Here is a 13,346-nt window from a genome sequence, read left to right on the forward strand (position 1 = left end):
ACAGCTCCTGAGGGCCGGGGTGTTACTTGAGGGTCTGTCAAACGAGCGGTGTAAATGGGGTTGTTGGTTACTGACGGGCTGCTGAGAGGCGGCCGTCGAAGGTGATGTCGAAAGCGTTCAGCGCGGTCTTCCAGCGCATGGTCCAGCGGGCCTGGCCCTTGCCGGTGGGATCGAGTGACATGATCGCCATGTAGACGCACTTCAACGCGGCCTGCTCGTTGGGGAAGTGTCCGCGGGCTTTGACCGCTCGCCGGATCCGCGCGTTGACCGACTCGATCGCATTCGTCGTGCAGACGATGCGCCGGATCTCGGTATCGAACCGCAGAAACGGAGTGAACTCCTCCCAGGCGTTCTCCCACAGTTTCACGATCGCCGGATACTTCCTGCCCCAGGCATCGGCAAACTCCGCGAACCGGTCCAGGGCGGCCTCCTCGGTCGGTGCCGTGTAGACCGGCTTGAGGAGCTTGGCGATCTTGTCCCAGTCCTGGCGGGCGGCATAGCGGAACGAGTTCCGCAGCAGGTGGACCACGCACGTCTGCACGATCGTCCTGGGCCAGACCGTCTCCACTGCCTCGGGCAGGCCCTTGAGCCCATCGCAGACCAGCATCAGCACGTCGTTGACACCACGGTTCTTGATCTCGGTGAGGATGTGCAACCAGTGCTTGGCACCCTCACCGCCGTCCCCGGCCCACAGGCCCAGGATCTCCCGCCGGCCCTCCGTGGTGACCGCCAGGGCCACATAGACAGGCCGGTTGGCGACCGCGCCGTCGCGGATCTTCACGTGGATTGCGTCGATGAAGACCACCGGATAGACGGCGTCGAGGGGGCGGCTCTGCCATTCGGCCATGCCCTCGAGGACCTTGATGCTCCTATCGTTGGTCAAGCGGCAGCGAGCCAGCCGCGATAGGCGTCGGCGAAAGGGTCATCGCGGCGGAGTCCCCGTTCGATGTTGGAGATGACGGCGGGCCAGACTCCGAAGTGGTTCGCTGCGGCGGTGAGCGTGATGTTCTTGGCCTGGCGGGTGGGCCTGAGGTCCGCGATCGCGGGAACTTCGACTGCGGTGGTCAAGAGACGGAAGACCTCCCGGGCGATGGCGCGTTTGAGCAGCCGGATGATCTCCTTCTTCGTCCGGCCGGCCTTGGTTTGACGCTCCACATAGTCACGGGTGCGCTGGTCACGGCGCATGCGGACGAGCGCGATGCGGTAGAGGGCCCCGTTCGCCGCGCGGTCACCGCCGCGCGAGAGCCGGTGACGGTTGGTCTTGCCGCTGGAGGCCGGAACCGGGGCGACACCGCACAGGGCGGCGAAGGACGCTTCGGTGCGTAGGCGGGCGGGGTTGTCGCCAGCGGTGATCAGCAGTTGCGTAGCGGTGTCGGGTCCGACGCCGTAGGCGGCGCGCAGGCCGGGGTTGAGCCGCGTGACCAACGCGTCCAACTCAGCGGTCAGTGCGGCGTGTTCAGTGGTAAGATTCTGGACGCGTCGCGCGAGCGTGCGCAGGGCGGTCAGGATCGGGACATGGACGGGGTCGTTGCCGACCCGGAGCCGGCCCAGGGCCTCAATACGCTTGTCGCCCCGCAGCACTTCATACTTCGCGCGGATACTGTCGGGCGCGGTGATCAGGATGTGTCCGATCTGGTTCAGCGCGGCCGTACGAGCCTTGATCGCGGAGCGTGCCGCGTTGTGCAGAGCCCGGATCCCGGCGACGGCGTCGCCTTTGGGGGCACTGGTGGCCCGGCCGGATACGACCGCACGAGCTGCGGCATAGGCGTCGATAGGATCGGACTTGCCGATCCTGCGGCGCTCGGCCTTGTCCGGCCGGTTGACCTCGACCACGGTCAGGCCGACCTCGCGGGCCGCATGCGTGAACCCCGACCCGTAGGACGACGTGCCCTCCACGCCGACTTCGGCAACGGTGCCATGAGCAGTCAGGAAGGCCAGAGCAGCCGTGTATCCGGCGGCCGTTGTGGGGAACTCGGCATCGGCCATCTGCCCACCGCGGTCGGTTACCACCGCGACGTGGACGGTGTCGGCATGAGAGTCCACCCCACCGATCACCACGTGTTCGACGACTGCTGCGGTGTCCGTTCCTGTCATGCTGGAGATGCCTTCCTGACCGGAGGTGGCTCCAGCCGGGTGGGGCAGACAGGACAGCGATGGGGCCTCTGGCCAGGCTCCTATGAGGTCATGATCCACCCGGCCGGGGCCTCGGGAACGGGCCCCGGCGACCGGACAGACCAAGGCGAAGACAGTCCAGCAGGACGTCAGTCAGTGATCGAGCCACGACCACCGGGGACCCGGGTATCACTATCGCTGTCGGTGATGGTGGAAATGGTCTGCTGGGAGACCTCGGCCCCGTAGACCTCCGCCAGATGGGCCTGCACTTCGCCGGTGGTCAGCCCCTTCGCGGCCAGCGAGATGACCATCTCGTCGACGCCGGTCAGACGCTTCTGCCGCTTCTTGACGATCTTCGGCTCGAAGGAGCCGTCACGATCGCGGGGCACGGTTATCTCCACCGGGCCGACGTCGGTCAGGACGGTCTTGGAGCGTTTGCCGTTGCGGGAGTTGCCGCCGTCCTTGCCGGCCGGGTCGTGCTTGTCATAGCCGAGATGGTCGGTGATCTCGCCTTCCAGGGCGGACTCCAGCAGCCGCTTGGTCAGCTGCTGCAGAAGCCGGCTCTCCCCGGTCAGCTGCAGCCCTTCGGCCCGGGCTCGGCCCACCAGCTCGTCGATCAACTGGTCGTCCACGGCCTTCGCCGACACAGCCTCTGCCGACTCGACAGCCTCAGACTCGGACACGTTCTCACTCGTCATCGATGCATCTTCCATGATCGGGAGTTACACCGAACGTCTTACAGTCCCCACCCCGGAAGTGTGACAGTTCCGCAAACGGATCCTGCCGGACAGCGTGATCCAACAGACTCATCCCCACGGCCTTCGCGCTGAGCTTGTGTGTTCCTTGGTCGGATCACATGCTCAGCCGAAGGCCGCCCTCGTGCACGGCAGTTGCCAGTCCGAGTGATCAAGTACGACAGGTCGTTCGACACACAAGGTTAAAGATCAAGTTAGGGAACGCGGAGGATACTTCCAGGGCGTTGGGGTTCTCGCGTGCGACTTGGTACGACCTGGCTCGTCGCGGGGAGTTCCCATGCCGTGTGCTGCGTATCCGCCGTAGTACACGTGTCGTCACCGCGTTCCTGCTCCGTGTGCTCGAAAGCGGAGAGCCGGAGTACAACAGCGCCAGAGCCTGACACTGCGCCGTCCCAGGGCCGGTACCGAAAGCTGATCAAGTCATGGGTTGTCAAGCAGCGCGGGCCGAGCGATCTGGCCGGCCCGCGACTGTGGCTTGAACCGTGTAGATCGGTCGACGGACGTGCTGTGGGAACAGCGACTTCAGCTGGCGCTGTTGGCCATGGCTTTCGTGCGGCGCTCTGATGTCTATTGGGCTACGGCGAGGACGAGGGATGCAGCGGCCAGAGCCAGATAGCCCCCAGGAAAGGCGATGTGGTCATAGGCGCGACCACGGACGTGTGCGGCTATGGCGCCGATGAAGAACAGGACGAGCCCTGTCGCGGCAGCAACGCCGATGACCGGGACACCCACAAGCCCGAGCAGGAGACCGGCGGCCCCAGCGGCCTTGAGCCCAGCGAGCCACGGGAGCCAGGTCGGCGGTAGACCCACTTCAGCCGAGTTGGCGAGGACGAACTCGGCCCGCAAGAAGTCCGCGATGGCGATTCCGGCGTTGGCCAGGATTGCGATGACGGTGATGATCGCGTAGGCGGTGAACATGTGCCTCGTCTTTCAGTCGAGCGCATTTGTGAGTCCGGCGAGCCCAGCTCGCTCACCTCGACAAGCCTCCCCCGAGCCCTTGAGCGGCGGCCAATACCTGCACCTATAACCTGAAAGCATGGATGTGGACACTCGGCTGCTGCGCTACTTCGTCGCTGTGGCGGAGGAGGGGACTCTCACCCGCGCCGCGGAACGTCTGTTCGTGTCCCAGCCGGCGCTCACCAAGCAGATCAAGCAACTGGAGACCCAGCTCGGAGTGCAACTGTTCACGCGGTCCCGCACCGGCATGTCGCTCACAGAGCCGGGCCTGACCCTGGCAGAGCGGGTGCCCGCCCTACTGACCGACTGGGACCAGGTGCTGCAGGAGACCAAGAGCGCCGCCAGCCGGGCAGCCCGCATTCTGCGGGTCGGCTTCATTGCCAGTGCCGCCAACGAGGCCACCCCACGCATCATCGCGGAGTTCACCCGGCGTCGGCCGGGCTGGCGGGTGGATATGCGGCAGGCCACCTGGTCGAATCCGAGTGCCGGGCTCGCTGACGGGGACGTCGACGTCGCCCTGCTACGCCTGCCCTTCCCCGGCCACGAAGCACTGCGGACGGCAGTGCTGTTCACCGAGCCCCGCTGGGTCGCGCTCCCCGAGGAACACCCTCTCACCGCGCGCGACGTGATCCCCTTCCGAGAGCTGTGGGGTGAGCCGTTCGTGGCCGCCCCGCGTGAAACAGGCTGGTGGCGAGACCACTGGCTGGCCACCGACGAACGCGACGGCCATCCGGTCCGCATCGGCGCCGTCACCGACCAGCCGGACGACTGGCTCAGCACCATCGCCAACGGCTACGGCATCGCCCTCGCCCCTGCATCCGCCGCCCGCTTCTACGCCCGCCCCGGCATCACCTACCGCCCCGTCAGCGGCGTCAGCCCCAGTCAGGTCGGCGTCGCCTGGGCCTGCGCCGACGACACCAACCCCGTCGTGCAGGACTTCATCCACTGCTGCCTGGACAGACCGTGGCCACAGGAGGCCACCACCTGATCACATGGCCCGCGCCGACCGCATCACACCATCCTCGGCATTATCGGCGAGCGCGGTGGTCACCCACTCATTGATGGCCGCTACGAGGACGGTGGCCTCGTAGCGGACCGCGAGCTGGTCGTACCTCGTGGCCACGACCCAGTGCCTCTTGAGGCGATTGATGCCGCACTCGACAGCGTGGCGCTCGCGGTAGTCGGTCTTGTCGAATTTCGGCGGACGACCGCCGTAAGAGCCGAGTTTCTTGCGGTTACGGACCTGGTCGGCCTTGTCCAGGTGGTGCAGCGGATCCCGCGCCGGCGCAGGTAGGCACGGTTCTTCCGGGAGGCATACGCCTTGTCAGCGCACACGCGGTCGGGCCGGGTGCGGGGCCTTCCCTGCCCCATGCGTGGCACGCAGATCGCCTTTAGGACAGGCTCGAACTGCGGCGAGTCTCCGCGCTGCCCGGCCGTGATCACAATCGACACGGCCTTCTGCCCCTGCTCGACGGCCACATGCAGCTTGGTGGTCAGGCCGCCGCGCGAGCGCCCAAGGCCATGGTCATCCGGCCCGGTGACGATTCCGCCGGGCGGTTCCTTTTGCAGGTCCCCCTTTTCCTAGCCCCGGCGGCGTGCTGGTGGGCCCGGCAGACAGTGGAGTCGACATTGATATCCCAGGTGATCAGGCTCTTCGTGTCGGCCTGGGCTTGGAGCTGGGTGAAGATCCGCTGCCAGGTCCCGTCCCGCTGCCAAAGACGGAACAGGTCGTACACCCGGCCCCAGGGGCCATACCTCTCCGGGACATCCCGCCACGGCGCCCCAGCCCGAGTCCGCCACCGTATGCCGTCGATCAGCTACCGCCGTAGGTCACGAGCGGCGTCGCGCCTCGCTCGGGTCGAAGACATGACGCGAGCGGGAAGCCGGCTGGGGACGTCAGGCCAGTTGTCGGCTGCGGTGAGCAGGGTGCAGATTCTGCGGGCGAAGCTGGGTCCCGGCATGGGCAGTTCCATGGCAGACCCGCCAAGATAGCCGACCGCTACGGCGGTGCGCATGTAGGCCATGAGGTCGGTGACCGCGGCGGAGCGGCGGCCGCTGGTGTGCTTGGCCAGGTGGCGCAGACGCGCAGGATCGTGGTGATGGGAGCGCTGGCGATGGAGGCGCTGGTGAGGCGCTCACGCTTGCCGGTGCCGGTGCCGGGGTGAGGTAGGGGTTGGACGTCGTCGGTCTGGTGGTGCCACCACTGGGTCGTCCTCGCCGAGGGAGAGGTGGTGGAGGTAGAGGCAGTAGGCCGCGGCGCCTTGGCCGGCACCAGCCACGTACTGCACTGCCACCAAAAGCGCGCGCCGTCGTCGGTGTTGGTCGATTGCAGGACGCAGGCGAGGATCAGTGCGCTGCGAGGTTCGGGCACCTGGTCGGTGACGAAGCCGGTGATAGCGGCGGCAGGGGGGTGTGACGAGGGTTTCGCACAGTGCGCGCAGGTCTTCGGCCGCGGCGTTGGGCAAGGCGTGTGGCGTGAACCGATGTGACGTCGGCATTCCATCCGCAAGAAACCCACCCCACAGCGAGAACAAAAGGACGAATCCAGCCATTCCCATCTGACCACCACCGACGACCAGACAGGTGGGGTCATGGGCCTTGGAGCGGGCTTGGCGCGCAACTGCTAGGAAGGTTGGGCAGCGCCCGTGCTGCTTGGGACGAACGATAATCTGGGCCCGTCAGCGAAGATCGCACAAGGGTGGAGCACATGGCAGACATCATGGAGACGGCGGCGCGGAAGGTCTTTGAGCGGTACGACATCGACGGGGACGGCCTGGTCACCGCGGCCGAATACCGCAAGGTCGTGGCGGAGTTGGAGGGCTCGGAGATCAGCGAATCGCAGGCCCAGGAGCTGATCGACTCGCTCGACACCAACGGCGATCGCCAGATGTCCTTCGAGGAGTTCTGGGCAGCCATGAAGGGCTGACGCTGCCCGGTCCGGCCCGTGGTTGAGCCGTCCGGACACGCCGGTGCACGCGGGCCCCGGGCCGTCGTAAGCCCGGGGTCTGATGTGTCTGCCGGACAATTGACGGGGCCATGCGGACCGCGTAGCCGTCAGCGTCTACCAGTGGCGCGGTGGGCCAGGCCATTGCCAGGACGATGCCGGTCACGGGCTCGCGTGCGCGTGGACGTTCAACCCTAATCGGCATCACCAGCGGCGAGCCAGGCCCGGCCCACGGGCCCGGTCGGTCGACAGCTCACGGCGACCGAGCGGGTCGCCCACCAGTCGGACGCGCACAGTGATACCTCCCCGTCCGGCGGGACTCTGGTGCCTCACCCAGTAGCGGGACTTGGCAGCAGCTGGACAAGCACGGATCGCACGGTGAGTGGACTTTCGGCCGTGAGCAGGCCCGCTCTGGCTCTTCACCAGGGATGCTCGGCCGCTGTCGCCGCTCACGGAAGCTCCGCGTCCCGGCCTCCGCTGATACGCCACGGTCGAACGCGACCGCGCTCGGACACGACCTCGAGCTGCTCGCTTTCGGCATGGAAGTGTCGGCAGAGCGCGCGACGCGGCTGGTCGACCAAGTCTGGTGCGACGGCTGCCCGGGTGGCTTCTCGTGGGCAACGGCCCGCGTTGCGGCCACCCTGTAGGTTCCGTTCGCGCACGTCGAGGCCACGGTCGAAGTGCCGTGCGCAGTCGACTCAACCGCGACTCCAGCAGGCCCCACGCGCTCGCCGACCGGCTGGCGTTCCGCATTGATGGCTGGGTTCTTCACGTTCCGTGCTGTGAGGACGTTGAGGGCGACGACGGCCCCGTGGCATCGGCCTGCCTACCGCCGCTACGGCGTCGGCGACTCGCTCGTGCGGGCACTCGCCGGCGGCTTCGGGTGTCAGGTCTCCGATACGTCCTGGCCAAGGCCAGCCTGTGACGCGGGCCGGCGCCTGGCACGCCAGCACCCCAACGAGGGCATCTGGTCAGCTGACGCTCCGGCAGGCCTTCCTGCATGCATCCCACCTCGTCTTCAAGATCGATTGTCAGTGGTGGGTGAGAAGGTAGGAGCATCGAGTCGGAAAGGCCGAAAGAGGGGGAGCGTCATGTCCGGAAACCAGAACTACATCAATCACGTTGCTCTTGTGCTGGATGCCAGTTCGTCCATGTCACACCTGAGCCGCAAGGTCGTCGAAGTCGCCGACCAGCAGATTTCCTATCTGGCCCGCCGGTCGAAGGAACTGGACCAGGAAACCCGCGTGACCGTGTATGTCTTCGCGGACAAGGTGGAGTGCGTCATCTACGACAAGGACGTGCTGCGGATGCCGTCTTTGAAGCAGCTGTATCGGGTCGGTGGAATGACTGCTCTGCTGGCGGCCACGCTGAAGTCGCAGCGGGAGCTGGCGCAGACCGCTCAACTTTACGGTGACCACAGCTTCCTGACGTTCGTTCTGACTGATGGGCAGGAGAACGCGAGTCATCGCTGCCTGGATGTTTCCGCAAGGGATCCGCGTGAACTGGTGCAGGCTGTGTCCAAGATGATCGCGACGCAGGAGGACAACTGGACGCTGGCCGTCCTTGTGCCGGATCAGATGGGCAAGCGCGAGGCCATGCAGTGCGGCTTCCCTAAGGACAACATCGCCATCTGGGACGCCACGAGCACACAGGGCCTGGAGGAAGCCGGGCAGGTCATCCAGCAGGCAACTGAGAACTTTATGATGGGTCGCGCCCAGGGAATCCGGGGATCACGGGCGGTGTTCTCCACGGGCGCCGAAGCCGTCAACAAGGACACCATAAAGGCAGCCGGCCTCACCCCGGTGGATGCGTCGGAGTACCAGCTGATTCCGGTGGCTCGCGACGCGGCGATCCGGGACTGGGTCATCGAATGCGGGCACACTTACCGGACCGGTTGTGCGTTCTATCAGCTGAGCAAGTCGGAGAAAATCCAGGCGCGGAAGCAGATTGCGGTGCTGGAGAAGAAAACGGACCGGGTGTACACGGGGCCGCAGGCCCGAGCGCTGCTGGGCCTGCCCGACACGGAAGTCCGTATCAAGCCGGACCACAACGACGACTTCACGATCTTTGTGCAGAGCACCAGCGTGAACCGCAAACTGGTACCGCACACACGGCTGCTGCTCATGATCTGACGCTCTGAAAACCCCGCCGGACCGGACCAACTGGCGGGGTCTTCTCCACATTCAGCGTGTCAGACCGGCGTCCTTGGCGCACAGTGCCGCCTGCACCCGGTTGTCCACCTCGAGGGCGGCCAGGATGCGGCTGACGTGTGCTTTGACGGTGCTCTCCCGCATGCCCAGACCGGTGGCGATCTCGGCGTTGGACGCGCCGCCGGCAAGCAGGCCGAGGACATCGGTCTCGCGCGGCGTCAGGCGCTCCACCCGCTCCCGGGCGGCGGCCGAGGCGCCGCGTGCCGTGTGGTGATGGTGCTCGATGAGCCGTCGGGCAGCGCGCTCAGTGACTCCGGCACTCCCCCAACCCCTAGGATGCTGCCGCTGCCCCGGAGTACTTCTTGATGAGCTCGTAGGAACGAATGCGGTCACCGAGGTCGTAGACCGGTGTGGTCAGCATCAGTTCGTCGGCCGCGGTCTCGCTGGCCAGTTCCGTGAGCCGGCGAATGACCGTGTCCGGCGTGCCGACGGCCTGTTGTGCGCGGAAGGCGGCCAGTGCGCGGCGCTCCTCCTCCGTGAAGGGGTGGGCTGCTGCCTCCTCGGGCGTGGGGAAGGGGATTTCGCTCAGGCCCTTCAGGAGGCCGGCCTTGACGACGTCCATCGGGCCGATGCCCCACGCCGCCTCGTCTGACGTCTCGGCGCATACCGTCTCCACGCACAACAGCACCCGGGGCCGCTCGCACCAGCGCGACGGGGTGAACTCCGCCCGGTAACGCTCCAGCACCGCTGGGGTGTTGTCCGGCCGGATGTGGTGTGCGACCGCGACCGGCAGGCCCAGTCGCGCGGCGAGAGCGGCACCTGCGGGACTGGAGGCCAGCAGCCACGGCTCCGGCAGCGGGCCGAGGGCGACCTCGTCGACCAGGAAGGACAGCGTCGCGGACACGTCGTCCTCGTACTCCGCATCCGTCGTCGGTCCGGCTCCGCGGCGCAGGGCCCGTGCGATGGACTCGTCGAAGGTGCCGGGGCCGCGGCCGATGCCCAGGTCGATACGGTCCGGGTGCAAGGCGGCCAGGGTTCCGAACTGTTCGGCCAGCGTGAGGGGTGCGTGGTTGGGGGCCAGCACTCCGCCCGAACCGAGACGGATCGCCGAGGTCAGAGCGGCAGCGTGCGCGGCCAGCAGCACCGGCGGGAATGCGCCGATCGCGGGTGAATGGTGATGCTCGGCGTACCAGATCCGGTGGTAGCCGAGCCGTTCCAGTCCCTGTGCGAACGCCGCGGTGTCGCGCAAGGTATCCGCGGCTCGGGCGCCTGTTTGGACCATCGCGACTTCAAGCGCCGAAAGAGATATGTCGAACATGTCGTCAGCATAGAGATCACGCAGGCGGCGCGGGGTGCTGATCTTGCTTTCGGGGTGCCGGGGCGACGGTGAGCGGGCTTGGGTGGCCGTGCGAGCCGGGTTCGCTCGCACGGCCGCCCGCGCGCGGCACTGCACGGGTGGCACGCACCGTTGCGGCATATGCCACTGCGAGGATGCCCGAGCCGGACAGCCGCCAATCGGCACCTCCCAATCGGACAAGTTTGTGTGGACTTCCGCCATCGCGGGGGGGGGGGGAGAGAGGAGGGGGCGGACGGGAGCGACCCAAAGGCATGAGTACGAGTGGCACTTGGTGAGTGCCGGGGCATCGGCGTCAACGTCGGGCCGCCAGGGCGGAGAGCGCCTGGGCGTCGGGGCGGAGAGCGCCGGGATGGCGAGGACGAGCGGCCGGTGCCCCGGAGGCGGTCGAGGGCGGGGGCGGGAGCGGGGGCGGGAACGAGCGAGTTGCACTGCGGACCCGCGGACCCTTTATGATCATGATGCAACTCCGGCGCACCACTTCGGAGTCACGCGTCTGTGGTCCAAGGAAAGACGTCCGCCAGCCGGCGGGAAATGCAGGTGCAAGGCCTGCCGGGCGCTCCACGCACAAGGGTCCCTGCCTCGGGTGAGGCAGGGACCCTTCGCCATTCAGCCCTTTCCACATTCAGTCCCTTCGTGATGCAGACCCATCGGGTGAGGCAGGGACGCACAGCCGAGCGGGCGGAGTGGCCGCTAGCACGACCCCTTCACAGAGCGCCCGCCCCCGGTGGCTGCCCCTGGCGCGGTCGGGCGAGGAGGTCCTGTTGCGGTAGCGGTCGGTGCAGCGCGAGGAGGGCCTGATCGTCCTGGGGGGAGCCGCCGCTGTGGCGGCTGACGTCGCGGGCCAGGAGGTCGAGGACCGTCGAAGGTTCCGGGAAGTGGCTGGTCTGGCGCAGGTAGGACTGCACCATGTGCGGCACCCGGACCGCGGGGTCGTAGAAGACGCCTGCAGGATCGCGCGCCTCGGTGACACCGTCGGTGAAGCACAGCAGCATCGCCCCGGGCGGGAAGGGGTGCGTCTCCACCGGGGAGGCCCAGGTGTCCAGGCCGGAGATGCCCAGGGGCGGTGCCTCTTCCACCGGCTCCAGGACGCGCGCCCGGCCGTCGGCATGCAGCAGCACAGGGGCGGGATGGCCCCGGTTGACGATGTGGATCTGGCTCAGATCATCGGCGAACTGCACGATCAGGGCAGTGGTGAACCCCTCCGTCGCGTCCAGGCCCTCCCGCCGCTGGCTTTCGCGCAACAGGGCCTCCTCCATGCACGCCACCAGGGCAGGCAGGTCATGTTCATGATCGGCGGCGTAGCGGAAGACCCCGATGTCGACGCTGACGGCCGTGACGGCGGACAAGCCCTTGCCCCGTACGTCGCCGACCATGGCGCGCACCCCGAACGGGGTCTCCTGCATCACATAGAGATCGCCGCCGATCAGCGCCATGTCCTCGGCCGGCACATAGCGGGCGGCGATCCGCAGATCCCCCAGCCGGCTGGGAGGGCTGGGGAGCACGGCCCGCTGGGCCATCTCCGCCGCGTAGCGTGCCCGGCTGGCGCTCGCATGCTGCATGCGCAGGGACCGGTTCAGGCCGACCGCCAGCGCGGTGACGGACGCCAGCGTGATCTGCACGGCCGCGTCGCCCTGCCAGTCGTACGAGCCGTCGAGGAAGGCCAGACCTGCCTGCGCCAGCATCGCCGAAACGCCGACCCCGACGACCCCCACGGGGCCGAATAGTGAAACCGCCGTCACCGGCGCCACGGCCAGCAGTGGAGCGGACGACACGGAGGTAGGCGTCAGCAGGTCCACCAACGCCGCAAGAGCGATCACCAAGGCCGGAACCCAACGGCGCACCCGTGACCACACCGGCAACACCCTCATCAGACCATGATGCCTCTCGGTGTGCCCGTGGCGCCGGACGTGTCCGCGACGACACCGCCGCCGCAGCCAAACAGCCGACATCGCGCGGGGCGGTGCGAGGCGGAGCGGCTTCGAGAAATGCCTGCGGGGCCGAGCCGAGATGGTGGTGGCCTGGGGGGGGACTCCCCGCCTGCTCAGACCGCTCCTCCACCTGCTCAGCAGGGGGCTGCTCGTCCGGGCAGCGGAGGTCGCGGCGGTTGGTTTCGTGGGCGTCCGTGCGTGTCGCGGGTGTTCTAGGAGGCGTGCGCGTCGTGGGCGGTGTGGCCGCGGCGGTCGCCAGGGGTCCTCGCCCGGGGCCTCGCGGGTCCTCGCAGGGCCTCGATCAAAGAAGCCGGCTCACCGAGTGTGGCCACCGCCCACCGGCTTTACGTCCTCTCCTGGCGCTACGTCCCATCCCGTCGCTACGCCCTCCCCTGGCGCTACCTCCTCGACGTCGGCCGTGGTGATGTCGTCGACGACGAGGCCGGTCAGCACCCGGTGCATCGTCCGCTCGAACATCTGCTGGGGATCCTCTGTGGGGGCCGCTCCGGGCTGATCGGCCATGGCGGCCGCGACATGGGGATGATCTCCCTGTGAGGCCGTCTGGCTCAGGTAGGCGGCCTGTGCCGCCTGACGGTCGGTGGTCGCGCGGCCGCCCTGGATTTCCGCCCGGGCGAACTGCGCGACCAGGGCACTCATGAGGGCGACGATTTCCATCTTGGTCCGGCCCGGCAGCCGTACGGACGTCATCCCCCGCAGCGCGTATTCGAGGTAGTCCACGCTCCGCGGCCCCAGCCGCAGAGGTTCCGGCGGGATGTCGGGCAGCCAGGGGTGCCGCAGATGGACGGCCTTGGCCCGGGCCGCCAGGGCGACCAGGTCCGCAACGGGATCGCCGTGGAACGGGACGTCGAGGTCGATCTCCCCCACCACCGCGTCCGTCATCAGGTCGAGGAGGTCCTCACGGCCGGAGACGTAGCGGTAGAGGGAGGCCTGGCCGGTGCCCAGCTCCTTGGCCACCTGGCGCATGGACACCGCCGACAGGCCGCCACGGTCCGCCAGCTCGACGGCGACCGCGGTCAGGTCCGCGCGGCTGTGTGCGGGCAGGGGGCCGCGGGTACCGCGTTCAGCCCTCGTCCAGACCGTCACCGGTTCCTGAGCCACTCGCCCACCTGCCCTCTTCGTTCC

The 13,346-nt window shown here is 67.8% G+C and carries 11 protein-coding genes and 3 pseudogenes; 3 read left to right on the plus strand and 11 right to left on the minus strand.

What is annotated here, in order from left to right; genetic code table 11:
• Positions 1–67: 67 nt before the first annotated feature.
• From QT196_RS00385 to QT196_RS00400, 4 genes and pseudogenes are all read right to left on the minus strand, one after another.
• A pseudogene (locus QT196_RS00385) lies at positions 68–886 on the minus strand (IS256 family transposase); the annotation flags it as partial.
• On the minus strand, positions 880–2,094 hold the full coding sequence (locus QT196_RS00390) for an IS110 family transposase (RefSeq protein WP_290354073.1): 1,215 nt from the start codon (positions 2,092–2,094) through the stop codon (positions 880–882). The gene QT196_RS00390 and the pseudogene QT196_RS00385, both read right to left, overlap by 7 nt.
• A 218-nt stretch (positions 2,095–2,312) precedes the next feature.
• Positions 2,313–2,810: pseudogene (locus QT196_RS00395) on the minus strand (transposase); the annotation flags it as partial.
• Between the two features lie 624 nt (positions 2,811–3,434).
• Complete coding sequence (locus tag QT196_RS00400) at positions 3,435–3,785, minus strand: DoxX family protein (protein WP_290354074.1); 351 nt, start codon at positions 3,783–3,785, stop codon at positions 3,435–3,437.
• A gap of 118 nt (positions 3,786–3,903) precedes the next feature.
• On the opposite strand from QT196_RS00400, the gene QT196_RS00405 reads away from it, so the two are divergent.
• Positions 3,904–4,812 carry a LysR family transcriptional regulator gene (locus QT196_RS00405; RefSeq protein ID WP_290354075.1) on the plus strand — a complete coding sequence of 303 codons (909 nt, stop codon included), beginning with the start codon at positions 3,904–3,906 and terminating at the stop codon, positions 4,810–4,812.
• On the opposite strand, the gene QT196_RS00410 is transcribed toward QT196_RS00405, so the two are convergent.
• From QT196_RS00410 to QT196_RS00420, 3 genes are read right to left on the minus strand one after another with little or no spacing between them, the layout of a single operon-like run.
• Positions 4,813–4,947, minus strand: coding sequence for a hypothetical protein (locus tag QT196_RS00410; RefSeq protein ID WP_290356814.1), 135 nt, complete (start codon positions 4,945–4,947; stop codon positions 4,813–4,815). It abuts the gene before it with no gap.
• The gene (locus tag QT196_RS00415) at positions 4,893–5,303 is read right to left on the minus strand and encodes a transposase (protein WP_290354076.1); all 411 of its coding nucleotides are present in this window, start codon (positions 5,301–5,303) and stop codon (positions 4,893–4,895) included. The genes QT196_RS00410 and QT196_RS00415 overlap by 55 nt, the downstream gene beginning before the upstream one ends.
• Positions 5,304–5,317: 14 nt before the next feature.
• Entirely contained in the window at positions 5,318–5,641 is a 324-nt protein-coding gene (locus QT196_RS00420; protein ID WP_356948497.1) for a transposase, read from the minus strand.
• Between the two features lie 890 nt (positions 5,642–6,531).
• Here QT196_RS00420 and QT196_RS00425 point away from each other — a divergent pair.
• Together QT196_RS00425 and QT196_RS00430 are read left to right on the plus strand one after the other, a co-directional pair.
• On the plus strand, positions 6,532–6,750 hold the full coding sequence (locus QT196_RS00425; protein ID WP_190143184.1) for an EF-hand domain-containing protein: 219 nt from the start codon (positions 6,532–6,534) through the stop codon (positions 6,748–6,750).
• Between the two features lie 1,109 nt (positions 6,751–7,859).
• Positions 7,860–8,900 (plus strand): vWA domain-containing protein, encoded by a 1,041-nt coding sequence (locus QT196_RS00430; RefSeq protein ID WP_290354077.1) that lies wholly within the window; start codon positions 7,860–7,862, stop codon positions 8,898–8,900.
• A gap of 51 nt (positions 8,901–8,951) precedes the next feature.
• Here the strand turns inward: QT196_RS00430 and QT196_RS00435 are convergent.
• From QT196_RS00435 to QT196_RS00450, 4 genes and pseudogenes are all read right to left on the minus strand, one after another.
• A pseudogene (locus tag QT196_RS00435) lies at positions 8,952–9,218 on the minus strand (LuxR C-terminal-related transcriptional regulator); the annotation flags it as partial.
• A 31-nt stretch (positions 9,219–9,249) separates the two neighbouring features.
• Positions 9,250–10,236: an MsnO8 family LLM class oxidoreductase gene (locus tag QT196_RS00440; RefSeq protein ID WP_290354078.1), complete on the minus strand. Its 987-nt coding sequence runs from the start codon at positions 10,234–10,236 to the stop codon at positions 9,250–9,252.
• Between the two features lie 743 nt (positions 10,237–10,979).
• Complete coding sequence (locus QT196_RS00445) at positions 10,980–12,092, minus strand: PP2C family protein-serine/threonine phosphatase (RefSeq protein WP_323139206.1); 1,113 nt, start codon at positions 12,090–12,092, stop codon at positions 10,980–10,982.
• A 426-nt stretch (positions 12,093–12,518) separates the two neighbouring features.
• A complete protein-coding gene (locus QT196_RS00450; protein ID WP_290354079.1) occupies positions 12,519–13,322 on the minus strand; it encodes a TetR/AcrR family transcriptional regulator in 804 nt (267 codons plus the stop codon).
• Between the last annotated feature and the right edge of the window lie 24 nt (positions 13,323–13,346).

This window comes from Streptomyces sp. P9-2B-2 (genome assembly GCF_030406865.1).
Classification (GTDB): Bacteria; Actinomycetota; Actinomycetes; order Streptomycetales; family Streptomycetaceae; genus Streptomyces; species Streptomyces platensis.